The 26,570-nt window shown below is 61.4% G+C and carries 27 protein-coding genes; 14 read left to right on the top strand and 13 right to left on the bottom strand.

Annotated elements, in window-relative coordinates:
* Window positions 1–127 precede the first annotated feature (127 nt).
* The 3 genes from lysS to NMAG_RS07250 all read right to left on the bottom strand — a co-directional run bounded on the left by lysS (window position 128) and on the right by NMAG_RS07250 (window position 3,789).
* Window positions 128–1,834: a lysine--tRNA ligase gene (lysS, locus tag NMAG_RS07240; protein ID WP_004217332.1), complete on the bottom strand. Its 1,707-nt coding sequence runs from the start codon at window positions 1,832–1,834 to the stop codon at window positions 128–130.
* Complete coding sequence (pyrH, locus tag NMAG_RS07245) at window positions 1,827–2,555, bottom strand: UMP kinase (RefSeq protein ID WP_004217334.1); 729 nt, start codon at window positions 2,553–2,555, stop codon at window positions 1,827–1,829. Before pyrH ends, lysS begins: the two co-directional genes overlap by 8 nt.
* Before the next feature lie 217 nt (window positions 2,556–2,772).
* Window positions 2,773–3,789, bottom strand: coding sequence for a CapA family protein (locus NMAG_RS07250; protein ID WP_004217336.1), 1,017 nt, complete (start codon window positions 3,787–3,789; stop codon window positions 2,773–2,775).
* A 94-nt stretch (window positions 3,790–3,883) separates the two neighbouring features.
* Here NMAG_RS07250 and NMAG_RS07255 point away from each other — a divergent pair, with 94 nt between their 5' ends.
* The 3 genes from NMAG_RS07255 (at window position 3,884) to NMAG_RS07265 (ending at window position 6,974) form a co-directional block, all read left to right on the top strand.
* Window positions 3,884–4,822, top strand: coding sequence for a molybdopterin synthase (locus NMAG_RS07255; RefSeq protein ID WP_012996531.1), 939 nt, complete (start codon window positions 3,884–3,886; stop codon window positions 4,820–4,822).
* 291 nt (window positions 4,823–5,113) lie between these two features.
* A complete protein-coding gene (locus tag NMAG_RS07260) occupies window positions 5,114–5,359 on the top strand; it encodes a DUF7123 family protein (RefSeq protein WP_004217338.1) in 246 nt (81 codons plus the stop codon).
* A gap of 436 nt (window positions 5,360–5,795) precedes the next feature.
* Window positions 5,796–6,974 (top strand): site-2 protease family protein, encoded by a 1,179-nt coding sequence (locus NMAG_RS07265; RefSeq protein WP_004217339.1) that lies wholly within the window; start codon window positions 5,796–5,798, stop codon window positions 6,972–6,974.
* 61 nt (window positions 6,975–7,035) lie between these two features.
* On the opposite strand, the gene thiL is transcribed toward NMAG_RS07265, so the two are convergent.
* Window positions 7,036–7,923, bottom strand: coding sequence for a thiamine-phosphate kinase (gene thiL, locus NMAG_RS07270; protein ID WP_004217342.1), 888 nt, complete (start codon window positions 7,921–7,923; stop codon window positions 7,036–7,038).
* Between the two features lie 140 nt (window positions 7,924–8,063).
* On the opposite strand from thiL, the gene NMAG_RS07275 reads away from it, so the two are divergent.
* The 3 genes from NMAG_RS07275 (at window position 8,064) to NMAG_RS07285 (ending at window position 9,679) form a co-directional block, all read left to right on the top strand.
* Window positions 8,064–8,519 (top strand): 30S ribosomal protein S19e, encoded by a 456-nt coding sequence (locus NMAG_RS07275; RefSeq protein ID WP_004217345.1) that lies wholly within the window; start codon window positions 8,064–8,066, stop codon window positions 8,517–8,519.
* A 205-nt stretch (window positions 8,520–8,724) separates the two neighbouring features.
* Window positions 8,725–9,075, top strand: a complete 351-nt coding sequence (locus tag NMAG_RS07280; protein ID WP_004217347.1) for a DNA-binding protein — start codon at window positions 8,725–8,727, stop codon at window positions 9,073–9,075.
* A gap of 13 nt (window positions 9,076–9,088) precedes the next feature.
* Window positions 9,089–9,679, top strand: a complete 591-nt coding sequence (locus NMAG_RS07285; protein ID WP_004217349.1) for an alpha hydrolase — start codon at window positions 9,089–9,091, stop codon at window positions 9,677–9,679.
* A gap of 81 nt (window positions 9,680–9,760) precedes the next feature.
* Here the strand turns inward: NMAG_RS07285 and NMAG_RS07290 are convergent, their stop codons facing one another.
* Window positions 9,761–10,336 carry a hypothetical protein gene (locus tag NMAG_RS07290; RefSeq protein ID WP_004217350.1) on the bottom strand — a complete coding sequence of 192 codons (576 nt, stop codon included), beginning with the start codon at window positions 10,334–10,336 and terminating at the stop codon, window positions 9,761–9,763.
* 121 nt (window positions 10,337–10,457) lie between these two features.
* Here NMAG_RS07290 and NMAG_RS07295 point away from each other — a divergent pair, with 121 nt between their 5' ends.
* The 4 genes from NMAG_RS07295 (at window position 10,458) to NMAG_RS07310 (ending at window position 15,323) form a co-directional block, all read left to right on the top strand.
* On the top strand, window positions 10,458–11,051 hold the full coding sequence (locus NMAG_RS07295; protein ID WP_012996532.1) for a helix-turn-helix transcriptional regulator: 594 nt from the start codon (window positions 10,458–10,460) through the stop codon (window positions 11,049–11,051).
* Between the two features lie 339 nt (window positions 11,052–11,390).
* Entirely contained in the window at window positions 11,391–12,071 is a 681-nt protein-coding gene (locus tag NMAG_RS07300; RefSeq protein WP_004217354.1) for a hypothetical protein, read from the top strand.
* Between the two features lie 325 nt (window positions 12,072–12,396).
* Window positions 12,397–13,695 (top strand): histidine--tRNA ligase, encoded by a 1,299-nt coding sequence (gene hisS, locus NMAG_RS07305; RefSeq protein ID WP_004217355.1) that lies wholly within the window; start codon window positions 12,397–12,399, stop codon window positions 13,693–13,695.
* Window positions 13,696–13,835: 140 nt separating this feature from the next.
* Window positions 13,836–15,323 carry a geranylgeranyl reductase family protein gene (locus NMAG_RS07310; protein WP_004217358.1) on the top strand — a complete coding sequence of 496 codons (1,488 nt, stop codon included), beginning with the start codon at window positions 13,836–13,838 and terminating at the stop codon, window positions 15,321–15,323.
* Window positions 15,324–15,400: 77 nt separating this feature from the next.
* Here NMAG_RS07310 and NMAG_RS07315 read toward each other — a convergent pair whose 3' ends face one another.
* On the bottom strand, window positions 15,401–17,272 hold the full coding sequence (locus tag NMAG_RS07315; RefSeq protein WP_012996533.1) for an ABC transporter permease: 1,872 nt from the start codon (window positions 17,270–17,272) through the stop codon (window positions 15,401–15,403).
* A gap of 71 nt (window positions 17,273–17,343) precedes the next feature.
* Entirely contained in the window at window positions 17,344–18,045 is a 702-nt protein-coding gene (locus NMAG_RS07320; protein WP_004217361.1) for a hypothetical protein, read from the bottom strand.
* 446 nt (window positions 18,046–18,491) lie between these two features.
* On the opposite strand from NMAG_RS07320, the gene NMAG_RS07325 reads away from it, so the two are divergent.
* Complete coding sequence (locus NMAG_RS07325) at window positions 18,492–19,409, top strand: ABC transporter ATP-binding protein (RefSeq protein WP_004217363.1); 918 nt, start codon at window positions 18,492–18,494, stop codon at window positions 19,407–19,409.
* 418 nt (window positions 19,410–19,827) lie between these two features.
* On the opposite strand, the gene NMAG_RS07330 is transcribed toward NMAG_RS07325, so the two are convergent.
* Entirely contained in the window at window positions 19,828–20,046 is a 219-nt protein-coding gene (locus tag NMAG_RS07330) for a hypothetical protein (RefSeq protein ID WP_004217367.1), read from the bottom strand.
* Window positions 20,047–20,199: 153 nt separating this feature from the next.
* Here NMAG_RS07330 and NMAG_RS07335 point away from each other — a divergent pair, with 153 nt between their 5' ends.
* The 3 genes from NMAG_RS07335 to NMAG_RS22025 all read left to right on the top strand — a co-directional run bounded on the left by NMAG_RS07335 (window position 20,200) and on the right by NMAG_RS22025 (window position 22,782).
* Window positions 20,200–21,699, top strand: coding sequence for a sulfatase-like hydrolase/transferase (locus NMAG_RS07335; RefSeq protein ID WP_004217368.1), 1,500 nt, complete (start codon window positions 20,200–20,202; stop codon window positions 21,697–21,699).
* 83 nt (window positions 21,700–21,782) lie between these two features.
* A complete protein-coding gene (locus tag NMAG_RS07340; protein ID WP_004217370.1) occupies window positions 21,783–22,274 on the top strand; it encodes a hypothetical protein in 492 nt (163 codons plus the stop codon).
* Window positions 22,275–22,641: 367 nt separating this feature from the next.
* Window positions 22,642–22,782, top strand: a complete 141-nt coding sequence (locus NMAG_RS22025) for a hypothetical protein (protein ID WP_004217371.1) — start codon at window positions 22,642–22,644, stop codon at window positions 22,780–22,782.
* Between the two features lie 25 nt (window positions 22,783–22,807).
* On the opposite strand, the gene NMAG_RS07345 is transcribed toward NMAG_RS22025, so the two are convergent.
* From NMAG_RS07345 to NMAG_RS07365, 5 genes are all read right to left on the bottom strand, one after another.
* On the bottom strand, window positions 22,808–23,302 hold the full coding sequence (locus NMAG_RS07345) for a desampylase (protein ID WP_004217372.1): 495 nt from the start codon (window positions 23,300–23,302) through the stop codon (window positions 22,808–22,810).
* The gene (locus NMAG_RS07350) at window positions 23,299–24,351 is read right to left on the bottom strand and encodes an ABC transporter substrate-binding protein (protein WP_004217373.1); all 1,053 of its coding nucleotides are present in this window, start codon (window positions 24,349–24,351) and stop codon (window positions 23,299–23,301) included. The genes NMAG_RS07345 and NMAG_RS07350 overlap by 4 nt, the downstream gene beginning before the upstream one ends.
* 57 nt (window positions 24,352–24,408) lie before the next feature.
* Window positions 24,409–25,047, bottom strand: a complete 639-nt coding sequence (locus tag NMAG_RS07355; RefSeq protein WP_004217374.1) for a hypothetical protein — start codon at window positions 25,045–25,047, stop codon at window positions 24,409–24,411.
* 120 nt (window positions 25,048–25,167) lie between these two features.
* Window positions 25,168–25,815, bottom strand: coding sequence for a phospholipase D family protein (locus tag NMAG_RS07360; RefSeq protein WP_004217375.1), 648 nt, complete (start codon window positions 25,813–25,815; stop codon window positions 25,168–25,170).
* Between the two features lie 124 nt (window positions 25,816–25,939).
* A complete protein-coding gene (locus NMAG_RS07365; protein ID WP_012996534.1) occupies window positions 25,940–26,542 on the bottom strand; it encodes a hypothetical protein in 603 nt (200 codons plus the stop codon).
* Between the last annotated feature and the right edge of the window lie 28 nt (window positions 26,543–26,570).

Here is a 26,570-nt window from a genome sequence, read left to right on the forward strand (position 1 = left end):
CTTTTGTCTGGCGTTGCCTCACCACATCTGATAGTTTTCACCGCGTTTGTGAAGAAGCGAGCTGCCAGAATGGGGTCGGCTCGTACCCGGATCCCGTCGAGCGCTGGTGAGAACCGTCGAATGTCGTCTAGCGCTCCCGGCGAAGCCGCGCGACGACGAACTCCTGGTCTACTTTCGCCAGGAACGGCCCGAGCTTCGGACCCTGCTCCTCGTCGAAGAACAACCGGTAGCCCGCACCGAAGAACTCGCCGGTGTCGATGTCGTTGCGCTTTGCCGTCTCGTAGATTTCGCCCTGGATTTCCTCTGGGTCGTGACCCGCCTCGATGAAGTCCGCGAGTTCGGCGAGGGCGTCCTCAGTCTCGGCGTCGAACTCGTGATCTGGAATCTCGGTGCGCTTGAGTTCGTAATCGAACTCGTTCTCGGTTCGGCGCGCCCAGTTGCGGGCGCGCTCGACTCGCGCGAGCGCCTGTTCGACCGCCCACTCGGGCGCGTCGTCCGGAATGTGTCCCTCGCGGCGGGCGATTTCCTCGCGCAGGTCCGGATCGTCCGTCATGCCAAGCACCGCAGCGAAGGTGTAGGGGAGACGGATGCGCTCCTCGCGAACCTCCTCTACGACGAGCGGGTAGACACGGTCAGCGAAGGCCTGTTCGTCCTCAGTCGCCTCCGCAACTTCGCCGAAGTAGGTCGCCTCGAAGCGGTCGAACTCGTCGACCAACTGGTCGAGGCGTTCGATGCTGAAGTCCCGCGCTCGCGAGGGATCCTTCGCAAAGAAGTACCGGAGGACCTCCGGCTCGAGTAACTCGAGTACGTCCGAGACGAGAATTACGTTCCCTTCGGAGGAGGAGAACGGCTCGCCGTCTAAGGTGAACCACTCGTAGACCATCGGAACGGGCGGCTCGATATCGAGGACGTTGCGAGCGACATCGTCGCCGCTCGGCCAGGAGCCTTCGGCGTGGTCCTTGCCGAAAGGTTCGAAGTCGACGCCGAGGACGCCCCACTGGCCGGGCCACTCGAAGCGCCAGGGCATCTTGCCCTCGCGAATGGTGGCGGTTCCCTCGTGACCACAGCCGTCGATGGTGCGGTCGCCGGCGTCCATGTCGGTACAGCGGTAGTCGACGGTTGGGAGGTCGCTCTCTTCCGGCTCCAGCGTGACATCCGTCACCGTCTCCGTAACCTTGCCACACTCCTCGCAAATCGGGTTGAACGGGATGTACTCCTCGTCGACCTTGTCCTGATACTCGGCGAGGACTTCCCGTGCGCGGTCACGATTTGCCAGCGCGTGACGAGTGACGTCGTCGAACGTGCCGTCCGTGTAGAGGTCTGTCGTCGAGACCATGTCGATCGGCACGTCGACGGCGTCGGCGCTGTCCTGGATAATCGTCGAGAAGTGGTCGCCGTAGGAGTCACAGCAGCCGAAGGGGTCCGGAATGTCGGTATATGGGTGGCCGAGGTTGCGACCGAGCGCACCGGCGTCGACATCGCCGAGGTCGACGAGGTTTCCATCCAGGTCACAGAGTGTGCGTGGAAGCTTTCGCAGCGGGTCGCGGTCGTCGGCAGTGAAGACCTGCCGGACCTCGTGACCGCGTTCGCGCAGGACCGCGGCGACGAAGTAGCCTCGCAGGATCTCGTTGACGTTGCCGAGGTGTGGAACGCCGGAGGGCGAGATGCCGCCCTTGATGACGATTTCCGGCTCGTCCTCGTCCGGGTGCTGGTCGGCGACGCGCGCTTCGACCTGGTCCGCGACGGTGTCTGCCCAGAAGGCATAGCGCATCTCGTCGTCGTCCTGCTGGAGGATGTACGGACTACGGCCGTCGGCGAGGTCGTCCTCACTCATCTTCGTCCTGTGCCCAGTAGGTTGGTTCCTCGCCCGCACTCTCGGGAACCACGTCCGTCCCGTCGTGTTCGCCGTAGCGAACTGCCTTCGCGATCCGATCCGGGTCCGTCCCGTCGAGGACGATCGTGCGCATGCCCGAGCGCTCGATGATCTTCGCCGCGAGCAGGTCGACCGGTGCAGACGCACCGGCGTTCATCTCGAGTCCGGCGATGACGTCGACGAGTTCGTCCGCGCGAAGGTCGTCGTACTTCGTCGCGTCGTCGTCTTCCTTCGGGTCGGCGCTGTAGACGCCGGGGACGCTCGTCGCGTAGACGAGCAGGTCGGCGTCGATGTACTCCGCGAGCGCGGCACCGACGGCGTCGGTCGTCTGTGCCGGTGCAACGCCGCCCATAACGGAGACGTCGCCACGGCGAAGCGCCTCGCCGGCCTCGTCGTAGTCTTCGGCGGGCGCGGTGACGGCGTCCTCGCCGAGCGCGGCGATGAGCAGGCGCGCGTTCAGGCGCGTCACGTCGATGCCGAGCTGGTCCAGTTCGATCTCGTTTGCCCCCAGTCCGCGGGCGGCGCCGATGTACTCGCGTGCGACACCGCCGCCCCCGACGACGGTGCCGACACGACAGCCGTCCGCGACGAGGTCCTCGACGACGGCCGCGTGTTCGGCCACCCGATCGGTCCCGAGCTCCGGGACGAGCACGCTGCCGCCGATAGAAACGACCACTTTCATGCTAACCCGGTGTAACCGGGTTGCTATCTTAAGGGTTGCCAACTCCGCGGCGACTGTGGGGTTCCAGCACCGCGAACGCGTCGGTATTTCGATGGGTTCAGCCGACTCGTCAGATCCCCAACCAGGTTTCCATCAGGTTCCTATTAGGCCCACACTGGGCACCCGTCAAGTCCCTATTAGGCCCACACCAGGCCCGTATCAAGCCCACACCAGCCCCTCACCCAGTGTCGAGTTCGAGGACCAGATCCGCGCCATCCTGCTCGAACGTCGTTCCGTAGCGCGCCGACAGCGACCGCATCCGTTGCCGGGCCCACGTCGCTGCCTCCGCACTCGCCGTCGAGACAGTACACTCGCTGATCTCGGTCGGGACAAGCCGAAGTTCGACCGGCTCGCCCACATCGGTCACCGAAAGCACGAACAGGAAGCTCCGGTCGTTTTGTAGCTCCGGATCGACGGCGTAGTCGTCGACGAAATCGCCCGCATCGTAGACGATCGGCCGACCGTCGTGGAGCTCGATACCGTGGAAGACGTGGGCGCTATGGCCGTGGACGAGGTCGACGCCCTCCTCGACCAGCCAGCGGCCGAACTCACGGAACGACGCAGACGGTTCGGTAACCATGTTCGGCCCCCAGTGAAGGGACGCGACGAGGAGGTCAGGATTCGATCGGCGCGCGCGGTCCAGTGCCTCTCGGACGCGCCGTTTCGTCTCCTCGTCCCCGACATCGATTTCGATCCACGCCGTGCCGGGCGTCTCCTCGTCGGCCGCATACTCCGGCGTATTGTCGGTGAACGAGACGACGGCAATCTCGCAGTCGCCGATAGATCGCACGGCCGGCTCGAGTGCCTCGTCGATCGTCTCACCAGCACCCGCGTGTGCGATGCCCGCCTCGTCCAGCGTGGCAAGCGTGTCCCGCAGCGCGATCGTCTCGTAGTCGAGGACGTGATTGTTCGCCAGCGCACAGACGTCGACGCCGACGGACTCGAGTGCGGGAATCGCCCAGTCGGGGTCCGCACGGAAGTGAAACGGTCGATAGGTTCGCTGCCACTGCCGGCCGCGCGTCGAGAGACAGCACTCGAGATTGATTACGAGTCCGTCGAGTTCGCGGAGCTGGTCGCTGACGGAGCCCCAGACAGCATCCGGGGCGCGACGACGTGTCCGCTGACGGGTGTCGACGAGCCGCCCGAGCATTACGTCGCCCGTAAAACCGATTCGAGTCGGCGATTGCTGGCCCATAGTCGACCGTCGACGCGAACGGACAAAGCGCCGGGGGACGCCTGAACTGGGCTGCGGCGACAGCTACAAAGTCAGACCGGACTATATGTCGACCATGCACGTACTCGGGATCCTCGATCACGGCGTCGACGAGACGACGCTCAACAGCGTCGTCGATCGAGCCGTCGACGAACTCTCACAGGCTGGCCGCGTCGGCGTCGTCCGCTACGACGCGACGATCGCTGACGGCACCCACGAGACGCTCACCATCGGCGGCGACGTCACGTATGGGCTCGGTGCTGACGGCGACTGGACCGCAACTGGCACCGGACTCTCCGTTCAAGACGCAGTCGACCAGCTCGCAATCAACTGCGACTACGGCGTCGTTGTCGGTGTTCCATCGCTCCAGCGGCGGTATCCGACGCTCGTCGTTGGTGGTGGCGATAGGAGCAGTGATGGCAGCAACAACGAATTACGCGACGCCAATCGCGGCCGCAACCGCGACCACGACCAAGGCCAAGGCCAAAGCCACGATCACGATCACGGCCACGACCACGAGCACATCAAAAACACGCTCGCAACAATAAACACCGCAACCGATCTCAACACGCTCGATCTCACCGCCGCACTCGAGTCCACCGAGCCACACCGGACACTCGAGTCCCTCGTCGCCGAGGTCAAACAGTCACCTCAAGCGCCTCGCGCCGGCGCAATCGCGACGTTTACGGGTCGTGTCCGGCAGAAGGACGCCGAAGACGACACGCCGACGGAGTACCTCGAGTTCGAGAAGTACGAGGGCGTAGCGGACGAGCGCATGGCTGCACTCGAGTCGGAACTCGAGGCGCGTGAGGGCGTGTTTGCAGTCGAACTCTACCACCGGACTGGCGTCGTCGAGGACGGTGAGGATATCGTCTTCGTCGTCGTCCTTGCAGGACATCGCGAGGAGGCGTTTCGGACCGTCGAAGATGGAATCAATCGTCTGAAGGACGAAGTGCCCCTGTTCAAGAAAGAAGTGACGCTCGAAGACGAGTTCTGGGTTCACGAACGCTCGTGAGAAGAGGGGACATTATTACACGTATATACCGTTCGAATCCACAGTGAATCGAGTTCAGTCAGGAGCAGAATACCGTCCCCATCTATCAGTACTGAAGGTGGTTTACGATGTCGGTAACGAAACGAGATAATACGTTAGCAGCCGTTTTAAAATTTCTAGAGCATTTTGAGAGAGTCTCGCGACCCATCGGTAAACCAAGGTGAAACGTTACAGCGGACTCGTCACACTGAACGCAACCGAAATTTCACTAACCATCCACCCTTTATAACATGTTACCGGAGATAGTGGTTGATGTCGATGAGCACGACAGCCCAACCCTCCACGGAAAGCAAAGAACACCGCCTGAAGCGATACCTTCGCGAGCGCGCCGAAGACGGCGAGCTCTACTTCAAAGGGAAGTTCATCGCCGACGACGTCGGCATGTCCCCGAAGGAAATCGGCGCGCTCATGGTCAAACTCTCGGAGTCGGCAAACGACCTCGAGATTGAGAAATGGTCCTACACGAGCGCGACCACGTGGCGCGTCGAACCTGCCTGAGTCGATCTCCCGTCGACACAGCGGCCACCTGTTCCCGGGTCGAACGGGTTTCGCTCGGAGTTCGGTCCCCACCTCCGGCGTGTCCCCGCTTTACACCCGTTCGCCGTGATCCACGGTACGAACCCGGAACTGAACAACCGCACCTGTTCGGACTGCAGACACCCCACAGGCACACCACCAATCCGTCGCGTGCCACCACGACAGACACACCCCAGACGCGAGCCAGATCGGTCCCTCGACCAGGTCCGGGCTCGCGTCACCATTCTCGCATGTGCGTACCAGACACGAGTACAGCGACAGCGGTCTCACCCTGGTGCGTGCCAGCGGTAACGCCAACGGCAACCCCAAAACGAGGCCGCCGCCGAAGATGGGACGCGGCTAACAGGAACTGACCAACTGCAGTCGATTTATACGAACCCGTGATGAATCACTGGTGATGGACGACCGCGCTTCGTCCGAGCCCGACTCTGGCCCCAATCCAACACGTCGAGCGACGGCTACGAACGGGCAGACCGTCGACGGCCCCCCAATCGAGCGCATCGAATCCGTGTTCGCAGTCTACGACGTCCACATCGACGGCGATCAGCTCGTCTACTACGGTGATCCCCTCGAGCCGCCCGAGGAGTTACTGGAAGAGCTGTGGCCTGTCTTCCGCTCGCACGGCTACGAACCGCGCTTTTCGACACGCTACGGCGAGTACGTCCTCGTCGCCGAGCCAACAAGTGTTGGAATCAACGGCATTCCATGGACGAACATCCTGCTACTGCTCGCAACCGTCGTCTCGACCCTGTTCGCCGGCTCGATGTGGTACCACATCGATCCCATCTCGAATCCGACAGAGATGTGGCGCGCCTGGCCGTTCACCGTCGCGATTCTGGGTGTCCTCGGCGTCCACGAGATGGGCCACTACGTGATGAGCCGCTACCATCAGGTCGACGCCTCACTGCCGTACTTCATCCCCGTTCCGACACTCATCGGAACCATGGGCGCGGTCATCAAGATGAAAGGCCGAATGCCCGATCGTAAGGCCCTGTTCGATATCGGCGTCGCCGGCCCGCTCGCCGGACTGATCGCCACCATCGGTGTCACCATCGTCGGCCTCCACCTCCCGCCGACGGTCGCCCCCGATAGCGTCGTCCAGGATACCAATGCGATCCAGATCCAGCTCGGCTACCCACCGCTACTCGAGTTACTCGCCGCTGCCTTCGATCAGCCGTTGTACCGTGACGATCCGGCACGAGCGGTGAACCCGGTGGTCATCGGCGGCTGGGTCGGGATGTTCGTCACGTTCCTGAACCTGATTCCGGTGGGCCAACTCGATGGCGGGCACATCCTGCGCGCGATGACAGGGCGGTTCCAGGAGACGATCGCGGCGCTGGTTCCGGGCGTTCTGTTCGGCCTTGCGGCGTACCTCTACTACGTCAGCGGGCACAGCGGGAACTCGGTGCTCATCTGGGCTGTCTGGGGGCTGTTTACGGCGGTACTCGCCTCCGTCGGGCCCGCCCATCCGGTGCGTGACGACTCGCTCGGGACTGGCCGATTCGTCCTCGGCCTCATTACGTTCGTCCTCGGCGTGCTCTGTTTCATGCCGGTGCCGATCGAGATTATCGAGTGAGACGACTACTGTTGACACTGTGTGCCAGTAGAAACGCAGTGTTCCATCATCGACTCCAGAACTAGTCGCAGCCGTGCGTAAAGCCTCGATCCGGCAGCGCCTCTCCGTCCATCGTAATTCCGTCCTCGCGTGGAACCGCTGAACCGAGCACCGAAATCGATACGGGCGTCACCTCGCGAACCCCCGCTAACGCCCCCTCGGGAATCGTCGCGACGAGTTCGAAGTCCTCCCCGAACGTGGTCGCCTGCTCCAGCGCTTCCTCGTCAGTGTCGGTGACCTCGCGCAGTGACTCCGCGATCGGAACACGGGACGCGTCGACTTCGAATCCGCACCCGCTCGCCTCTCCCAGCTGATGGAGCGAGCGCGCGAGCCCGTCACTCGAGTCCATCATCGCCGTGGCGTGGAGTGCCAGCGCGCGCCCAGCCTCGATTCGCGGCTCGAACTGGAACAACTCGTTCGCGCGCTCGTGCTTGTTCTGCCCGAAGTACTCGAGTGCGGCGGCGCTGCGGCCGAGGGTGCCGGTGACGCAGAGAAGATTGCCCGAGTTCGCGCCGCTTCGTGGGACCGGCTGGCCGTCAAAGCGACCGATCGCAGTCGTCGTCACTGTAAACTCGTCGTGCCCGTCGAGGTCGCCGCCGACGTAGTCGGCACCGACGAGGTCACAGACATCGCGCGCGCCGCGAACGAAAGCGAGGAGTTCCTCGCCGTCGAACTCGGGAGCAGCGTAGGCGGCGACCGCAGCAACCGCCTCAGCACCCATCGCGGCCACGTCCGAGAGCGAGGCCCCGACGGCGCGCCAGCCGGCTGTGTAGCGGGTCGTCCCCGCCGGAAAGTCCGTCGTCTCGTGGAGCATATCCGTCGTCACCACGAGGTCGTCGACCACGGCGGCGTCGTCGCCGGCGTACTCGAGTTCGTCCGCGAGTAGCGCCAGGGCGGCGCGTTCGTCCATACGCCTCGTTTCTACTCGAGTGCGAAAAACCGTCCGGGTTTCGGGTGTGGTCGGTGGATCGGTCGATGGGCGTGTGAACCGACATCCCGCTCGGATCGGATACGATGGTCTTAAATGCCGCGACAGGGAACCAAACGGCAATGGCTACGATGTATGACGTTCCGGCGGACGACCTCATCGAGGCGCTCGCTGAGGACCTCGCGGACCGACTCGACGAACCGGACTGGGGAGAGTTTGCAAAGAGCGGCGTCGACCGAGAACTCCCACCAGAACAGGAAGACTTCTGGGCAACCCGCGCTGCAAGCCTCCTTCGCAAGGTCGCAGACCGCGGCCCTGTCGGTGTCGAGCGACTCTCGACCGAGTACGGCGGCGGCAAGAACGGTTCGAACCGCTACCAGGTCGCACCGGACAAGCGCGCTGACGGCTCGAAGAACCTGATCCGAACGATTCTCCAGCAACTCGAAGAGGAGGACCTCGTCGAAACCGCAGAGGGTGAGGGTCGCCGAATCACCGCCGAGGGCCGCAGCCTGCTCGACGACACTGCCGGCAACGTCCTCGAAGACCTCGACCGTCCGGAACTCGAGCGCTACGCGTAAGTACGGTTTACGCTGATCGAGATTTTTGCAGTCCAGGATGAAGTTGTGAGCCGACGCTGTGGCTTCCGAACTGCGGCTGTGCTGTCTCTCTGCGTCCGATCGGGAGACGCAACGAAACCGGACCGCACCGAACCGCACAAACGCAGCGTCAGCGGCCGCGTCCGAAATCATTTTCCACCTTGCAGGACAAGCTGTTCGTATAGCTATGAGCGGCTCACCAGACGAGGAGAAACTCGAGGAGCTTCGCCAGAAGAAGATGGAACAGCTCCAGGACCGCGCCGATTCCCAGCAAGGGGGCGAAGAACAGGAAGCCGCCCGCCAGCAGGCGGAAGCCCAGAAGAAGGCCGTCCTGCGCCAGCATCTGACCGACGACGCCCGCAAGCGGCTCAACACGGTCAAGATGAGCAAGCCACAGTTCGGCGAACAGGTCGAACGCCAGGTCATTAGTCTCGCCCGCAGCGGCCGTCTGCAGGGCAAGATCGACGACGAGAAGATGAAACAGCTCCTGCAGGAACTCAAGCCCGACTCGAAGAGTTTCGACATCCAGCGCCGCTAACGTGGGAGCAGGCATGGACCTCGGACTGCTCTACAGCGGAGGGAAAGACTCGACGCTCGCCGCGCTTCTCCTCGACGAGTTCTACGACGTCACCCTCACCACGGCACACTTCGGCATTAGCAACGACTGGAAACACGCCCGCGAAACCGCCCGCGCCACCGGCTTCGAGTTCGAGCGCCTCGAACTCGATCCTGACGTAGCCCGCGAGGCCGTCGACCGGATTCGGGAGGACGGCTTCCCGCGCAACGGCATCCAGCACGTTCACCAGCACGCACTCGAGACGCTCGCCGCAGGACGGTTCGATGCGATTGCAGATGGTACCCGGCGCGACGATCGGGTCCCTACTGTCTCGCGCGCACAGGCCCAGAGCCTCGAGGACCGCCACGGCGTCGATTACATCGCGCCGCTGTCCGGCTTCGGTCGGACGGCCGTCGATCGACTCGTGGAGGATCGCCTCGACGTGACGGTGGGTCCAAGTGAGGAGATCGACCGCGCAGACTACGAGGCAGAACTTCGGGACCTCATCGCCGAGAAAGACGGGCCGACTGCGGTTACGGACGTGTTTCCGGACCACGAGCAGACGTACGTGACCGACGTTCGGTGACGAGCCGGCCACACTGGGACCGAGATTCGGGCAAGGCCAGTTTCGGCGTCGTGCCTGGTTTCCAACAGGTTCAGATGTCGACTACACGTCGTGAATCGAAACGATCGTCTCATCCTCGAGGTCGACCCGGACGACGTGCGAAGGAGTCCGTTCGTTGACGCCACGGAGTTCGACGATTGCTCTGTCAGTCCGATACGAACCATCTCGAGTGACAACGATGGAATCAGTGGATTCCGTCACTTCGAAATCGATCTTCTCGGTGTCGTCGGTCTCGTTCAGGGACAGCGCTACCTGTTCGACCGGTGAGACGGACAGTTCGTAGTCGTCGCGTTCGTGAAGATACTGCTGGACAGTATCGTTGCTCGTTGCAGTTTCGATCGCTTGTTCGCGGTCATCGGCGTGTATCGGCTCTTGCTCTTCGGTCGTAATCGTATATTCGCCGTCGGTTTCGACGATTTCTACGGTCGTCACGTTCGATAAATCGTCACTGACAGTGTAGGATTCACCACCCTGGGACAGCGTCATGTGCTCGTTCGTGACCGAAATCTCGGTGTGATCTCCACCCGAACTGGCGATTGCAAGCGCTGTCCCCGTCCCAGCAATTGCCACTACCAGAATGGCCACTCCGAGAACGGTAGTGCGAGTGGGTTCGATCATACCAACGTATCGACCGGAACAGTCAATCAACGTTTCGAGAAACAGGTATGAAACAAGTTGGAAACTAGTTGTAGCGCCGTTTCACGAAGACTATTAGAGGGACTTGATCGATACGGCGTCTATGAGAAATATATCCGGCTGGCAACTACTTGCAGCTGTCATATTTCTAGCGGCGACACTCGTTTTCACGGTGCAACTTATCAATCCGACACCAGTCGTGGTCTCGGTCGGCGACAACGGATCGGACGTCGTCGAAGCGGGTGAACAGTTTCGTTACACCGAAGTCGGGATTATCACGGTCGCCGCATGGCTTATGGGAGCGAGTATGCTGTATCTCGTCGTCAGTGTGGAACGCGATACGATACTGACGAAACCGACGACCGCCACATCATCAGCGGCATCGTCCGTGGGGTCCGACGGTGCAGAACGATCCGTCCACCTCGAGTTTGCGGACGATACGAACTCTCCAGTCGAACAACATCGAACTCAGTTCAACGAAACGACCGACCGACTCGACAATACTGAACGGGAGATTTATTCTATGGTCCTCGATGCCGACGGCGAAATCCAGCAACGAAACATCGTCGCTAACACCGATTTCTCGAAAGCGACGGTCACGCGGACGCTCGACTCCCTCGAGGCGAAAGGCTTACTCGAACGGAAACGACAGGGTGTTGGAAACGTCGTCGTCCTCCAGGAAACCGTCTCACCGTGAATGGCGTCGCAAATCTGGATCGGCAGGTTACACTCACCAAAACCTCCACATTCTCGCTCCATACGGTCCTCAAGCCGCAGATACACAGGTGTGGAACCAGTTTATAACCAGTTCTATTTTGTTACCAATCAAGACTTATCATGTCTTTCAGTCAACGATCTCTCGAGAGCGATTCGATAGAGTCCCCTCGCACGTCGACTTCGGTTGCTGCCGGACAAGCCACTGTACAGACCGGTCGCACTCGAGACGCGATCGGGTGTGTGCTAACGGTGTCTGGTAGTGAGACGTCACAGGAGACCCGCCAGAGATCGCTCTCGTGACACCCCACAGTAAGAGACCATGAAAAAAGTACTGACAATCACACTGGCGCTTACGATGTTGCTCGCAGTCGCTGCGGGCGGCGCTATAGCGACAGAACAGACGACTGAATCACAAACGATCGAGTTCGGCGAGTTCGAGATCGATCTCGTGCAATCGGACACAGACTCGACCGAAACGGAGTCAGACGAGACGACATCGGTCGATCTGAACGAGTGGAACAACGATAGTAACGACGCAGACTCGCCCGATGGAAGCACGAACGGGTTACAGACGGTCTCGATCGACGAGCTCGACCTCGATCTGATCGAGGCAGACGATGGCTCCTCCGAACCGGTCGAATCCACGATAATCGACCTGGAAGAGTGGACCGCCGCGGAGAAACCGACCGAGGCAATCGGTCCCGACTCGTTCAGTTTCTCGGATGCGGTCGAACCGGACGAAGCGAACCTTCACGGTTCGTTCACGTGGAGCGAAGGGGAACGCGTCGAGATTCCCGTCCAGTGGACGCCAGCCGACCAGGACATCGTCGTCGGAATCGTCGACCTCGACCAAGGCGAAGGTCCCGGCGCAGTCGTCAGCAATGGAGCCGACACGGTCGAGTTGACGGTCCCCGAAGACAGCGACGAGTGGGCAGTTATGATCGGTAACCCCGGCGAGAACGCCGGTACGGTGTTCTATAGCGGTAGCGTCGAGGCGTAACGAGGTCCCGTCCCCGCTGACGCGTTTCGAGACGACAGGGCCATACCGGCCACTGTCGGTTCAGTGCCGGGTTCGTGTTCGTTTCCAAATTCTCATCACGATAATCGCGCCCCGTCCTGCGGTCGCGCCGGAAATGACTTACAGCAGACCGTAGCAGGCCGGGAGCGCCACTATAATAACAACTGCACCGATTCACACACTGATCGCACAGCTGTTGCACGATCAGGTGTGCAGTGACTTGCAGTGGCTACTATAGTTGTCGTACTTCTCGTATCGATCGAGCCAGAGGAAAGGATAGAAGTCCGCCCTCGGCGAACCACCAGTCATGTACGACCGGATCAAGGGCTTTCGTGACTTCTATCCCGGCGAGATGGCCGCCAGACGGGCGACCATCGACACGCTGGAGGACACCGCCCGCGGCTACGGCTTCCGCGAGATTGGCACGCCCGCACTCGAGCGCGCCGAAATGTGGACCGACAAGAGCGGTGACGACATCGTCGACGAACTCTACGCCTTCGAGGACCAGGGCGGCCGCCACGTCACCCTGACCCCCGAACTGACGCCGACCGTCGCGCGGATGGTCGTCGCCAAGCAACAGGAACTCTCGAAACCCATCAAGTGGTTCTCGACGCGCCCGTTCTGGCGCTACGAGCAGGTCCAGCAGGGCCGCCAGCGCGAGTTCTACCAGACCAACGTCGACATCTTCGGCTCCTCGGAGCCCGAAGCAGACGCCGAAATTCTCGCCTGGGCCGCAGACGCGATGACCAACCTCGGACTCACCGGCGAGCACTTCGAGTTCCGCATCTCCCACCGCGATATTCTGGGCGGGGTTCTAGAGAGCTACGACGCCGACGTCGACACCGAGGATGCCATCCGTGCGGTCGACAAGTCGGACAAACTCTCGACCGTGGAGTACCATGACCTGCTGATCGGCGCGGGACTCACGGCCGACCAGGCCGTCGAGTTTGACGATCTCATCGCCGGCGGCGACTTAGAGGACGTCCGGGAGTTCGCAAACACCGAACGCGTCGACGCCGCGGTCGACAACCTCCAGAACGTCCTCGCGGCAGCCGACGACTTCGGCGCGCGCGAGTTCTGTACGATCTCACTCGAGACGGCCCGCGGGCTGGACTACTACACGGGCGTCGTCTTCGAGTGCTTCGACTCCGCAGGCGAGGTCTCGCGGTCGATCTTCGGTGGTGGGCGCTACGACACTCTCATCGAGTCCTTCGGTGGCCAGCCAACGCCTGCGGTCGGTGTCGCACCCGGTCACGCGACGCTCTCGCTGCTGTGCCAGCGCGCTGGTGTCTGGCCCGCAGAGGAGGTCACGACGGACTACTACGTGCTCCAGATCGGCGACACGCGGACAGAAGCCGCACAGATAACCCGAGAGCTGCGCGAGCGCGGGCACGTCGTCGAGACCGATGTCGCCGGCCGGTCGTTCGGTTCGCAACTGAACTACGCGGACTCGATTAACGCCGAAACGGTCGTCATCGCAGGCGAACAGGACCTCGCAAACGACGAGGTGACGATCAAGGATATGGCGTCGGGCGATCAGTTGCAGGTTCCGGTCGAGTCGTTCCCCGGTGAGCACGAGCAGCCGACGCTCGCCGACTTCGAATAACGACGGGACCCACACGCTGTGATTTCGTATGGAACGGCTGGGGAAGTCTTTCTGATGGGAGATCGCTGTCACCACCTCCTCCGTACCACCGCAAAAGCAAGAGTTACGTTCCCCATTTCCGAAAGCAGGAACAGTACCCAATGGTGCGCAACCAGTACGACGTGATCGTTGTCGGGGGCGGGATCGCGGGCTGTTTCGCGGCGGCGACGGCAGCCGCCGAGGGGATCGACGTGGTCCAGTTAGAGCGCAAACCCCGCGAGCAGGGTGGGTTCATCGCCTGTGGCGATGCGATCAAGAGCCCTCGCGATCCACAGAATTACCCAGGGCCGATCGATATGGACGCGATCGCCGACGATGAAGCCGTCCTCGTCGACAACAACATCGACCAGATCGAGTACTGGGACGAAGAACTCGGCGTACGGAAGGTCTTACCCTACAAGGACAGCAGCAACGTCGTCGACCGCTACGAGTTCGGCCAGCGCTTGCTCGAACAGGCAGCCGACTGCGGCGTCGAGCAACACTACGACACGGTGGTCAACGAAGTGACCCAGAACGGACAGGTAACCGGCGTCAAAGCGGTCCGGGACGGTGAGCCTGTCACCTACGAGTGTGACGTGCTGATCGACGCTGCAGGCGCACAGTCGATCCTGCAGGACATGGTCAGCTTCGAGGACCTGGATACCCCCGGCGAGCCGACATTCGAGGTGCCCCACTACACCCACTTCGGATCGGCCTACCGCGAAATCATCGAGACCGAACAGCCGGTCGAATACCACAACGCCATCGTCGGCAAACCCCTAGAGGAGATGGGCTACATCTGGTACTTCCCGCGGACGCCGACCCAGATCAACGTCGGGCTGGGCTTCCAGATGAACAAGGAACCGATCCCGCTCGCTGACCGCCTGCGCCGCGACATCGAGCACCGACACGAGTACCAGGGCGCAACCGTCGCAGAGCGATTCGGCAACACGAACAAGCTCGGCGCGGCGATTGCCCTCCGCCGACCGCTCGACTCGATGGTCGCCCCCGGCTACCTGGCCACAGGCGGTGCAGCGGGGACGACCCACCCGATCACGGGCAAGGGCATCCGCGGTGCGGCCTACTCCGGCTACTCCGCCGGCCGTGCTGCCACCCAGGCCATCGAGGACGGCGACACCTCGGAGGCCGGACTCTGGGAACACAACCGCTGGCTCTACCGCGAGCACGGCGAAGCCGCAAAACTCGCCTCGTGGGACGCGTACAACGTCGCCGCGAGCACCCTCGACGTGAACACGCTGCGGGCCGTCGCCGCACTCCTCCCCGAGGCCGAAATCCGAGAGATCGTCGGTACCTCCACGGAGATAGACAGCCTCAAAAGCAAACTTCTCGTCGGTACCGGCGTCCTCAAGAACTTCGTCTCCGAGTATCGCAAGGACTCCTTCGAGACCCTCGGCATGAGCAAACGCGACCTACTCGAGTCCATTCGCAACGTCAGGAAGACGCGAAATCACGTCGCCAGCTACCAACAGCAGTACGAGGCCTATCCGGCGGACCCGTCGACGTTCGACACGTGGCTCGCAGAGCGCGATCGGATCGATCAGACGTTCTACGACGATCTCGGGATTCCGCCGAGCGAGCAGAAGTACTGAGACGGTCGGTTAAACACCCATCACCAGCACCCAGTCGGAGACGGATTACTGAAGAGAGTATTTTGCATAATCAGACGTCATGTGAGATCGATTCGTTCGAACCGCCAACAGGCGATCACGATCGGCACGGTCCCCCATAGGACCAGTATAGGTACCGAAAGCCACTCCGAGAGGTACCACGGGACGCCGCCGTCGAACACATCTGAAAGGAGTGTCACGGTTGGCATGGGGTCGTCAGTGGTTAGTTTCTCAAGCACGCTGCTGCCGGCGTCGTTGGAATTGGGCAGTCCTGCAATCCAGTTTGTCGCCGCCTGGTACGAATACTGCGGAATAAGCCGTTCCGTAAAGAAATACGGTCCTGGACTCGGGTTCTCGGTGATCGTCGACACCAGTGCCGCGTAGAGATCGTCCCAGAAAAACGGCAGGACCATAAACACCGATAACGCCAGCGTGATCGCCCGACGGCCGGTCTTGGCGATGGCAGAGATAGCGGTAGCGATAGATACCCACATGAGGAGATACACTCCAGAGGCCACCAGAACCGCGATCGTCCGAATCACCGGTGGTGGGCCGTACAGCGCTGTTGAGACGAGGATGACCGGGAGTAAAGCCAGCGTGGTAACCACCACGAGCGTGACCGCCTCACCAAAGAGCTTGCTGAGAACGTACTCCCATCGATCCCTGGGATATTTAAGCAATAGTCGAGTCCGGCCGCTCGCTCGGTCGCCGGTGACCAGGGCGTAGCCGGCGAAGACGGCAGCAATTCCGCCGAGGTACGCTACCACCGATTGGAGAATCATCAGTGCGTATTCCGGCGGCGGATTCGCTGGAATGCCGGACACAGGCCCGATGAGGAGCTCGAGGCTGAATAACACGACCACCAGACCGTACGCCCAGTAGGCCGGCCTGCGAATTTTCACTAGCCCTTGGCGGATCACAAACAAAAGAAGGGGCGTTGCACGACCGGAAAGACTGCTGCCCGCAAGCAAGCGTCGTGTCAGGGTTCGTCCGTGGTTGGATCGATCGGTCCGACCGAGGAGTCGACGAACGCCTGTGGACGGGCCGGGATCAAGGTCTGACCTTGAGAACCGCCAGTAGGCGATCCCCACGGGTAGGACGCCCCACAGGACCAACACCAGCAGCGAGACCCACTCTGAGAGGTACCACGGAATCGACCCTTCGATTACCTCTGGAACGATATGCATCGAACTGAGGAGAACGATAGCGTCCGACTCAAAGTAGCGTATTACGGATCCGGCAGTGTTATGCGCGTTTGGCAGCCCCATTGCCCAGTTCGTCACGGTGTAGTATGCGTCGTGAGGAGACAATCGATGGGCAAAGAAGTAGAGCAACGGTGATTCCGTAACAGGAACTAGTCGGAAGAGCCCGTTCACCAAACTTGACCAGGAAATCGCTACTAATACGGCTGGAACGACGACGGTGATCGCTTGACGTCCGGTCCGGACGACCATGGAAACGGCGGTCGCAAAAGAAAACCAGACGAGAAGGTACCCGGCCGAGAGCACGAGAAATACCGCGACCGGAAACAGGGGCGGCTGACCATAGAGAGCCGTCGAGATGGTTACGCCAGCGACAATGGCAAGGGTAGTGAACAACACGAGTGCGAAAGCTTCGCCGAGAAATCTCCTAACGAGATACTCCCGGCGAGTGTACGGCAACTTCAGTAACAACCGAATCCGTCCACTAGTCCGGTCGCCGACCACCGTCGCATACCCGGCGAGCACAGCAGCAAAAGCGCCAATAACCGCGACAAACCACTGGAACGTCGCGAGCACGACAAACTCGCCACGCTCAAACTCGCCCGGGGGGTACAATCGATGTGGACTGATTGGGCCACCAGCAGTTGCAGTTATTCCGAGCACGAAGAGGAAGAGACAATACACCCAGTAACGACTGCTTTTCACCTCTATGTATGGAGTTTTACACATTTGAAATGATATTATTGGATTATATCTCGGCCAACCTTGTCCGACAAAAACGGTAATAGCTCCGAATCGACCTAATCAGTGCCGGGTGCCTTCTTTTCTAGTACCTGGAAATCCCCATCTCTTCTTGCTCTCGACTCGATGACGGACTCGACCTCTACGACACCGATACCGAGTGGCTCGAATGCATACTCCCCTGCGAGCGTCGCATCGAAGTATGTAGTACGCCGGTTTAGTTCATCAGTTGTGAGTCCGTTGAACGAACAGGCAAGACCGTGACACTCGTAGTCGTGTTCCTGGCTGGCGGCTCTATAGTCGTCACCATTGTAGTCCCATTCCACTTCTTGGATGTGAGTGTAGACGTCGTAACCCGCAACATCTGCCTCAGCTTTTACCGTTTCGTCCCCTGGAAGCCAAGTGTCCGAAGAGTTCTGCTGCATGGTATTTGATTCGCGACTAACCGTCCAGTTGAGGTTCTCCTCGAACGTGTCTCCCACGGCATCTATCTGTTCGTTCGTGAGATCATGCCAAACCTCGTCGTTGCATGAACAGGTCTGATTCTCACTCCTCTCAAACATCTCAAGGAGAAATTCGAGCGCTGCCTCGTCGTTGTCGGGGTCGAAGTCCGTGTTGGGGCCGTCATCGTCTCGTGCTGAGACGGCACCTGCCGTCGAGGCCCCGACCAGGGAGGCGGCGGCGAGGCCGCCAAGTCGGAGAACGCTTCGTCTATTGTTCGTCGATCGCTGCTCGCCGGAATATGGTGTTTCGTCTGTCATTGTAGTACCTCAAAGCGTGTCCGCATTACGCACGGACACGTTCCCTATCATCAATTACTCAATCAATAATATTTATGATTGGGACATATGAAAATCCCACAATATCGAGATGAATATTATATATGTAGTTGTAAGTATTATGGTGGGGTGGCAGTGGTATAGTGAGATTTCCATATCATATTGAATGATTTTCAGTCACTGATGCTACAACAATCGTAACTAATTGGGGAGTGGTTCTTCTCTTTGGTTCCGATAGACACGACAGCGGAGTTGGAATGCTCCGAGATACGGCGAAAACTCGCTCGTGTAGACAACCGGGTGGAATGACAGTCAGATCACGCCGGGCGTCAGTAGCCCACCCAGGTAGTGACGTAAACGCTTCAACGGAATTGGAACCTGTCGGAACGTGCAAAGAGTGATATATTTCCAGAGAGAATACTCGAGCAATGAATATCATCGAGACCGATTTGTTGACGAAACGGTACGGCCGGACGCTCGCGGTCGATTCGCTCGACCTCTCGGTTCGGGAGGGAGAGGTTTTCGGCTTCCTGGGGCCGAACGGTTCGGGGAAGTCGACGACGATCGATACACTTCTCGGTTTCGTATACCCGAGTTCGGGCACAGCGTCGGTGTTCGGGATGGATCCCGCAGAAGACGGGAAGGCAATTCGCCAGCGTACCGGCGTAGTCCCTGACGGCTGTGAGCTGATGTCAGGCTGGACTGGGCGGGACCACCTCGAATTCGAGATTGAGTCCCGGGGCGTTGAAGCAGACGTGGACGCCCAACTCGAGCGGTTCGGGCTGCTCGAAGATGCTGATCGGGTGGCCACCGGCTACTCACGCGGCATGACACAACGGCTGTTGCTCGCGATGGCCTCTGCTGGTGATCCGGACCTGCTCATCCTCGACGAACCGTCAACAGGACTGGATCCGAACGGCGTGGCGGTGATGCAGGAACTCGTCAGGGAAGCGGTCGAGAGCGGGACAACCGTCTTCTTCTCGAGCCATCAACTCTCTCAGGTCGAGTCGGTGTGTGATCGGGTCGGGATCCTCCACGAGGGAGCACTCCTAGCGACCGACTCTATAGACTCATTACGCTCGACTATGGGTGCTACCACCTATCTACGAGTGTCCGTTGATCGGGTTCCCAGCGACGTTGACTCCCTCCAGGAACTCGATGCAGTCGATGACATCCGCATCGACGGCCGGAACCTTCAGGTTCAGTGCGACGGCGACGCGCAACTGACGGTTCTCAACCACCTCGATCAGCTCGGCGCAACTCCTCGTCACTTCGAAACTGAACGTGCCTCGTTACAGGAGATTTTCAGGTCGTATACGTCCGAATCTACCGCTGGGGCGGACTGACGGGGCATCGATAACTAGGTTTGGCCCTGCCTCGGTCCGTGATATTGAAACTGGACTTTCTTACCGGGTCACGAGTCGCGCCAGCACCCCAAACAGCGACTCTACTTGGTGGTCAATCTCGTCAGTGGTCACTTTGGCAACCCAGCGTGGCGGTCACCGGCACGGCCGGATACCGACTGGACGGTAGTCGCCCCTACGGTGTCGTCCCGTCGTTGGCGAAGAAACCATGGACGAGTTCCAAAGCTGGCTCGACTTGATCAGCGAATAACTCGTCAATGGCCTTCGAAACCATAGGGAAACCTCTGGGGAAGCACCATTCTGTCTTCCGTCAAGCTAATAGTCGACAACACGGGAGATGTCACGCGCACAAAAAAAACATCCGAGAGTTGTTCTGACCGGTGATCGACTGTCAGTCGCGTTACTCGAGTTCGGTCTGAGCTTTTGCATCCACGGTCGCGTCGTCCTCGTGGTGCTGGTCGCCAGTTTCGGCAGCAATTGGCTCGACCAGATCGCCACGTTCGATTGGCGAGTGGCCGGTGTCGACGTGGTGGTCGATCATCGCGAGATCGAGGTCGGTCGTCTCCTCTGCCGTGACGGTGTGCGTCCACTCACACTCCCCACAGTATGCGGTTGGCACGAATGAGGACTCGAACTGCGTTCTAATGAGGGTGCGGGTTCATACGCAGCGCGTTTAAGACGGACAGTTGTTCGTCTCTTGTTGGCAGTCACTGATGGACGCCGGCAAACGGCAAGTCCCACCATTAACTGCCCCAGCGGTGTAGCACCCGCGATGGTCGACGCCGACACCCGACCGAACGTCCTGCTCGTGCTCACGGATCAGGAACGCTACGACTGCAGCGCTCTCGACGGGCCGGTCGCCGAAACGGTCGAAACGGAGACGATAGACCACCTCTCGGCGACCGGTACGCACTTCGAGCGCGCGTTCACTCCGATCAGCATCTGCTCGAGCGCTCGCGCATCGCTCCTGACCGGCCAGTTCCCCCACGGTCACGGCATGCTGAACAACTGCCACGAGGACGACGCCCTCCAACCTAACCTGCCACCCGGCGTCCCGACGTTCTCGGAGAAACTCGACGACGCTGGCTACCACCTGACCTACACCGGGAAGTGGCACGTCGGCCGCGATCAAACTCCCGAGGACTTCGGGTTCTCCTATCTCGGCGGGAGCGACAAACACCACGACGACATCGACGACGCGTTCCGCGAGTACCGCGCCGAACGCGGGACGCCCGTCGGTGAGGCCGATCTCGACGATGTCATCTACACCGGCACCAATCCGCGGGACGACAGCAACGGAACGTTCGTCGCCGCCACAACATCGGTCGAGGTCGAGGAGACGCGCGCCTGGTTCCTGGCCGAGCGTACTATCGACGCAATCGAGGAACACGCGAGCCGCGACCGCGACGCTCCATTTTTCCACCGAGCGGACTTCTACGGCCCACACCACCCCTACGTCGTCCCCGAACCCTACGCCTCGATGTACGACCCCGAGAACATTGATCTTCCCGAGAGCTACGCCGAAACCGACGCCGGGAAACCCCGAGTCCACGCGAACTACCGCTCCTACCGCGGTGTCGAACAGTTCGACCGAGACGTCTGGAAAGAGGCCATCGCGAAGTACTGGGGTTTCGTCACCCTGATCGACGACCAGTTCGGCCGGATTCTGGATGCACTCGAGTCCACCGGCCTCACGGACGAGACGGTGGTCGTCCACGCCTCGGATCACGGCGATTTCGCTGGAGGGCACCGCCAGTTCAACAAGGGGCCGCTGATGTACGACGATACGTATCACATCCCGCTGCAGGTGCGCTGGCCGGGCGTCACGGAGCCCGGATCGGTTCGCGAGGAACCGGTTCACCTCCACGATCTGGCAGCGACGTTCCTCGAGATGGGTGGCGTGGCGATCCCCGAGAGTTTTGATTCGCGGAGCCTCGTGCCGTTGCTGGACGCTGACGGTCCGGAACAGGAATCAGCACCGTCGGCATGGCCTGATTCCGTCTTCGCCCAGTACCACGGCGACGAGTTCGGGCTCTACACCCAGCGAATGGTCCGAACGGACCGGTACAAGTACGTCTACAACGCGCCGGACGTAGACGAGTTGTACGACCTCGAAGCGGATCCGGCGGAGTTGCAGAATTTGATCGACCACCCCGACTACGCCGACGTTCGTCGAGAGCTCCGAACCAGGCTCATCGACTGGATGGAGGAGACCGATGATCCAAATCGGCAGTGGGTGCCGGACGTGCTGCGGGCGGCAGAGGAGTCGTGACGGGGCCACGCTGTGAACCACAGGCCGACCTAGACAGGATCACAGCAGTCCCAGGACACGGTGTTTATACTCCAACCGCGGCAATGTCCTCGTATGAGCGCGCCACTCCCGAATGGGACCGGAACTGGAATCAGAACCGGAGCCAGAACGCGACGGGTGATGCGATGACGGCCGCCGGCCGCAACGACGACGACATGACGGCCGAGGAGTACGAGGAACTCGCCATCGCACTCGAGGGCCTGATCAGAGAACTGCGCGACGAACCGATCAAGGACTCCCGACTCGAGGGGCTGTTCGACGAGGCGACGACGAGCGACCCGCGCGTCTGGAACACGGTGACGGCGTTCATCGATGTCGAAGACGGTGAGGCAGTCGTCACCGACGAGTCGAAACTGGCACAGGGGAAGTGGGCCCCGGAAATTGTCGCGGGCTGTGATACGATGGTCACGATCGATATCCAACGTGGGTTGATGCCGGACGATTTCAAGTATCTCGTCGGCAAGAAGCTGAGCGAGCAGGCCGAGGAGTTCAGGGAGAAAGCGACAGACGAAAGCGAGAGTGTGGATTCGCAGTAGTGGCAGCGTAGTACCGGTGTAGCGCTGGCGTCGCGTCGGCGTAGCGGCGGTGTGGCGCTAGTGTAGCATCGGCGTAGCGGCGGTGTAGCGCTGGCGTCGCGTCGGCGTAGCGGCGGTGTGGCGCTAGTGTAGCATCGGCGTAGCGGCGGTGTAGCGCTGGCGTCGCGTCGGCGTAGCGGCGGTGTGGCGCTAGTGTAGCATCGGCGTAGCCTGGCACAACAAGACCAAAACGACAACCCCACCTCGTCTCGAACTCGCGAACCGAACTCGCCGGTTTACCCGTCCTCAGCCGCTCAGTGTAACGTTCTGGACCGCCCCAGTGTCACTCCAGCTACAGCTTTTTCTGCGAGGCGACCGAAGCGCACCTATGCGTCTCTCTACGAAAGTACTCATCGTCGGGCTGCTCCTGATCGTGATCCCGATTCCGGTCCTCCCGCCGTTTGTCGGGGCAATCATCGGTTTCGGCGTCCTGCTGCTCGGGCTGTTCCTCCGGTTCATGGACCTGTGACGACGAATTGGGGACGAAGCGGACGTCAGGAGATGATTCGCTCGCGTTCGAACTGCCCGCCGGACTCGCCGCCCACAGCATCGCCCGACCGCCACCGCCACGACCCCACCGCGAACGGCTCGAGTGAAACGATCACGTACGAACGATCCGGCCAGGTCGCCGCCTCGACGTCCGTCTCGCTCGGTCGCGCCGGCCCGTTCGGATGGGTGTGATAGAAGCCGACGATCTCCTCGCCCGCCGCCTCGAGTCGCTCGAAGCACTCGAGTTGCTCCTCGGGATCGATCCGGTAGCGCGTCCGCGGGGTGTCGGCGACGTTGACGGTGGGATAGCTGGACTCGACACGGCTCCGATTCGCATCGAACGACCCGCCCAGAATCCCGCAGATTTCCTCGGGTGCGCCGTCACGAGCGTGGTCGCAGATCTCCTCGCAGATCGAGTCGGGGATGACGAGTGTCGGTTGGTCCTCGCTGTCGGCTGCGTCGGCAGGAAGGTGTTCGCCGGTATCCGACTCGCGAGTCACGGCTGTCTCCCCGCCGCTGCTCGATCCGTCTCGATGTTCTTCTCGAGTGCGTCGAGCGAGACGACAAGCTCGTCGGCTGTCGCTGGGTCGGACGAATCACCGAACAGATCCGGCCGAATGACCGGTGCAAGCGCCTCCAGCGTGTCGACTAACCGCGGCCCAGGGCGGTTCAGGTAGTGGTTGCCGTCCATCACCCAGACGCGCTCCTCCTGGACCGCGGTGAGCTCGTCCCAGCCTTCGCGCTCGGTGAGTTCCCCTATGTTTGCTGCCGTCTGCTCCAGCCCGAAGCCACAGGGTGCCACGACGAGACACTCTGGGTCGTACTCGCGTATTTCGTCCCACTCGCGCGGGCGGGAGCGTTCGCCGACATCGGCCAGGCCGTACTCGCCGCCGGTCCATTCGACGAGTTCGGCGGTCCAGTGGCCGGCGATCATGACGGGGTCTGTCCAGTCGAAGATGGCGACTCGTGGGCGTTCCTGCGGGGTGCAGTCCCGGGTGCGCTCTCGAACGCGATCGACCCGGGACTCGAGTTCGGCTCGCACTTCGGCGGCGCGTTCCTCGCGACCGGTGGCGCGGCCGATGCGCTCGAGATCGGAGAGGACGTCCGCCATGCTGTGTGGGTCGGTCGTCAGCAGCTCCGGGTTGGCCGGAATGGACTCGAGTGCGTCCGCGATGGCGATGTCGTCGACGGCACAGACGTCGCACATCCCCTGCGTGATGACGAGGTCGGGGTCGAGGGCGGCGAGTGTGTCGGTGTCGATGTCGTAGACGCCGGGTGTGTCGGTGTCGATGTCGTAGACGCCGGGTGTGTCGCCTGTCTCGTCGTCATCGCCGGCCGTCTCACTCTCACTGTGAGCGTCCTCGACCACATCGAGCACCTGCTGATCGATCTCACTACTGGAGCCGTCGGTGTCGATCCGCGAGCGAGTGATAGACGGGCCCGACTCGACCCGCGGCGGCCAGTCGCACTCGTGGGAGACGCCGGCAGGCTCGAGTCCGAGCGCGACGACCAGTTCGGTCGCCGAGGGGAGCGTCGTGACGATTTGCATGGCTGGTCCTACACAGCGCGTGAGTAAAAGCAACGGCCTCGGTGATCAAGACAGCAGTCAGCGTTCGTTACCGGTGTCGTACCTGTCAGTGTCGGGTTCGTCGTCGGTGTCGTCAGAGTCCTCGAAGCCGTCAGCGGTGTCAAATCCGTTGGACTCGTCATCGCCCGCGCCGAACTCGTTCTCGTTGAATTCCGTGCCTACCATCGAGTCGTCTACACCGTCAGTATCGGCAGGACTCTCATCACCAGCAGTCGCTCCCTCGTCGATATCGAACGCATCCGTCTCGAGTTCCTTCCCATCAGCGACGACACTGCCATCCCGAATCTCGATCGTCACGCCGTCCTGCGTCTGCGTCTGGCCGAGCAGCGAACTCGTCGCGGACTCGACCTCCTGGTTTACGGACCACGCGAATCTGAGGACGGACTCGAGTCCGGTGCCGGCCTGGCGGGCGTGGTGGTCCGTGGTGAGTTCACCGAGGCTCACCGCACTCTCGGGGTGGAGATACTGAATTGGGTGGTCGTTCGGGACCTCGTGGAGGTCGACGTCGAACGACCAGAGGTACGGCAGCGCCTGAATCGCGTACCCCTTCGGCTTCGGCGCGCGGCGGCCGGCGGTGGACATGAGCGTTGCAATCGCCGTGGTTCCCGCGTCGGTGTCGTAGTAGACGCCGGGGAGGCCCGGAATTGAGAGTCGCATACCGGATCGTGGGAGTTCGTTCGGGGTGAGTGTGAGCCTGGCAGTGCCAGCCCGCTTTTATACCCTTGCGAGCAGCCAGCTGTGGACGATTCGAAACTCGCGTGTGCTCGGTAATCGCGATCAGGCGAACGCGTTCGAGAGCACCAGCCAGAGGATGACCATCCCGACGACGTACGATGTTCGGTGGCTGAGCACGGCGCGGGTCGGCAAGAGCGTGCCCTTGTTGAACCAGTTGACGGCCGTCTTGGCCATCATCACCGGTTTGAAGAGGTCACGTCGGCGGATCGGATCACAGACTGCGAGCAAGTCCGTGATCCACGTGCGGAACGGCTCGATTCGACCGTCAGTCATCGACTTCCCCTCGACGTAGGCGCTCAGTTCGAGGTTCTGCTCGAACGCGACCTGTGTGAGGTTCGCCGAGCCGACGATCACGGCCGGGTTCTCGCCCTCCCGGAGGTAGAGCTTCGCGTGCAAGAACCCGTCAGGGTACTTGTAGAGAGTGACCTGCTCGTTTTCGTCGAGGTCCCGCAGGTCGCGTGCGATCGTCGCAGAGAACTGATCCGCCGCCGCGCCGACGACGATCACGAGTTCGTTCGTCGGCTCTCGCTCGAGAAACGCCTCGATATCGGGGCGCATCGCACGGTAGGCGTTGTGTGTGAAGAAGCCAGTGACGAGGTAGATCGTCCCATCGTCCTCGAACAGCCGCGTTACCTGCTCCTCGACGTTTCGGTCTCCCCAGCGGTTGTTGACGAGTTCGATGTCACTCATTTGTCTGCCTCTTCGATTGTCTCTGTACTCGACTGAGTGTCGATATATGCTTTCCCCATTTACCGGTTTCAGCGCCAGTGAGCGCTGTTCTCACACAACACGAGCTGTAACGAAAGGGGACCACTCACCGGGTGACGTACCGCTCCGGCACGTACTGGCGGGCCCACGCCGGTAAGAACCGAACAGCCCACCGCGCGATGTCCTCGAGTCGCTTTCTCGCCCCCGTGTAGACGACCGAAACGCCGAGCAGAAGCGTAGCCAGGAGTTGCCAGTGCCACTCGAGTAGCGCCAACGATGGCACCGCGATGCCGACGGCGAGTGCGAGGTCCTCGGGCGCGCCGTCGTACCTGATCCAGCGCCGCGGCGGGATCCACCGGCCGCGGTAGTGGTCGTAGACGGAGCGTTCGGAGCGGTTGTGCCAGGGACGGGCACCGAGCCCGCAGGAGACGATATCACCGGCGTTGTGAAGGGCGGCAGCGAGGAGGAAGGCGAGGACGGCGAACGTTGCAGCCGTTGGCACAGCGAGTGCGAGTACGAGAGCGATTCCGGCGGCTATGGTGCCGTAGATCGGGAGGTGGAACGTCTTCCGGTGTGTCGCGAGCACGTCGAGGTCGGGTGTGATGCCGCCGACCACACCAGCCGCGAGTACTGTCGTGGCGTGGTCGGGAGCGAGCACCGCCAGCGGGAGGGCGACGAGGAGGCCGACGAGCGCGTGCGTCGTCACCATCATCGGATCACGCTGGTAAGGCGAGAAC

The organism is Natrialba magadii ATCC 43099 (assembly GCF_000025625.1).
GTDB lineage: Archaea > Halobacteriota > Halobacteria > Halobacteriales > Natrialbaceae > Natrialba > Natrialba magadii.

What these genes read in the sequence shown, in the direction of transcription:
- lysS (WP_004217332.1), bottom strand. Translation starts at nt 1,834, where the DNA reads ATGAGTGAGGACGACCTCGCCGACGGCCGTAGTCCGTACATCCTCCAG.
- pyrH (WP_004217334.1), bottom strand. Translation starts at nt 2,555, where the DNA reads ATGAAAGTGGTCGTTTCTATCGGCGGCAGCGTGCTCGTCCCGGAGCTC.
- NMAG_RS07250 (WP_004217336.1), bottom strand. Translation starts at nt 3,789, where the DNA reads ATGGGCCAGCAATCGCCGACTCGAATCGGTTTTACGGGCGACGTAATG.
- NMAG_RS07255 (WP_012996531.1), top strand. Translation starts at nt 3,884, where the DNA reads ATGCACGTACTCGGGATCCTCGATCACGGCGTCGACGAGACGACGCTC.
- NMAG_RS07260 (WP_004217338.1), top strand. Translation starts at nt 5,114, where the DNA reads ATGTCGATGAGCACGACAGCCCAACCCTCCACGGAAAGCAAAGAACAC.
- NMAG_RS07265 (WP_004217339.1), top strand. Translation starts at nt 5,796, where the DNA reads ATGGACGACCGCGCTTCGTCCGAGCCCGACTCTGGCCCCAATCCAACA.
- thiL (WP_004217342.1), bottom strand. Translation starts at nt 7,923, where the DNA reads ATGGACGAACGCGCCGCCCTGGCGCTACTCGCGGACGAACTCGAGTAC.
- NMAG_RS07275 (WP_004217345.1), top strand. Translation starts at nt 8,064, where the DNA reads ATGGCTACGATGTATGACGTTCCGGCGGACGACCTCATCGAGGCGCTC.
- NMAG_RS07280 (WP_004217347.1), top strand. Translation starts at nt 8,725, where the DNA reads ATGAGCGGCTCACCAGACGAGGAGAAACTCGAGGAGCTTCGCCAGAAG.
- NMAG_RS07285 (WP_004217349.1), top strand. Translation starts at nt 9,089, where the DNA reads ATGGACCTCGGACTGCTCTACAGCGGAGGGAAAGACTCGACGCTCGCC.
- NMAG_RS07290 (WP_004217350.1), bottom strand. Translation starts at nt 10,336, where the DNA reads ATGATCGAACCCACTCGCACTACCGTTCTCGGAGTGGCCATTCTGGTA.
- NMAG_RS07295 (WP_012996532.1), top strand. Translation starts at nt 10,458, where the DNA reads ATGAGAAATATATCCGGCTGGCAACTACTTGCAGCTGTCATATTTCTA.
- NMAG_RS07300 (WP_004217354.1), top strand. Translation starts at nt 11,391, where the DNA reads ATGAAAAAAGTACTGACAATCACACTGGCGCTTACGATGTTGCTCGCA.
- hisS (WP_004217355.1), top strand. Translation starts at nt 12,397, where the DNA reads ATGTACGACCGGATCAAGGGCTTTCGTGACTTCTATCCCGGCGAGATG.
- NMAG_RS07310 (WP_004217358.1), top strand. Translation starts at nt 13,836, where the DNA reads ATGGTGCGCAACCAGTACGACGTGATCGTTGTCGGGGGCGGGATCGCG.
- NMAG_RS07315 (WP_012996533.1), bottom strand. Translation starts at nt 17,272, where the DNA reads ATGTGTAAAACTCCATACATAGAGGTGAAAAGCAGTCGTTACTGGGTG.
- NMAG_RS07320 (WP_004217361.1), bottom strand. Translation starts at nt 18,045, where the DNA reads ATGACAGACGAAACACCATATTCCGGCGAGCAGCGATCGACGAACAAT.
- NMAG_RS07325 (WP_004217363.1), top strand. Translation starts at nt 18,492, where the DNA reads ATGAATATCATCGAGACCGATTTGTTGACGAAACGGTACGGCCGGACG.
- NMAG_RS07335 (WP_004217368.1), top strand. Translation starts at nt 20,200, where the DNA reads ATGGTCGACGCCGACACCCGACCGAACGTCCTGCTCGTGCTCACGGAT.
- NMAG_RS07340 (WP_004217370.1), top strand. Translation starts at nt 21,783, where the DNA reads ATGTCCTCGTATGAGCGCGCCACTCCCGAATGGGACCGGAACTGGAAT.
- NMAG_RS22025 (WP_004217371.1), top strand. Translation starts at nt 22,642, where the DNA reads ATGCGTCTCTCTACGAAAGTACTCATCGTCGGGCTGCTCCTGATCGTG.
- NMAG_RS07350 (WP_004217373.1), bottom strand. Translation starts at nt 24,351, where the DNA reads ATGCAAATCGTCACGACGCTCCCCTCGGCGACCGAACTGGTCGTCGCG.
- NMAG_RS07355 (WP_004217374.1), bottom strand. Translation starts at nt 25,047, where the DNA reads ATGCGACTCTCAATTCCGGGCCTCCCCGGCGTCTACTACGACACCGAC.
- NMAG_RS07360 (WP_004217375.1), bottom strand. Translation starts at nt 25,815, where the DNA reads ATGAGTGACATCGAACTCGTCAACAACCGCTGGGGAGACCGAAACGTC.
- NMAG_RS07365 (WP_012996534.1), bottom strand. Translation starts at nt 26,542, where the DNA reads ATGGTGACGACGCACGCGCTCGTCGGCCTCCTCGTCGCCCTCCCGCTG.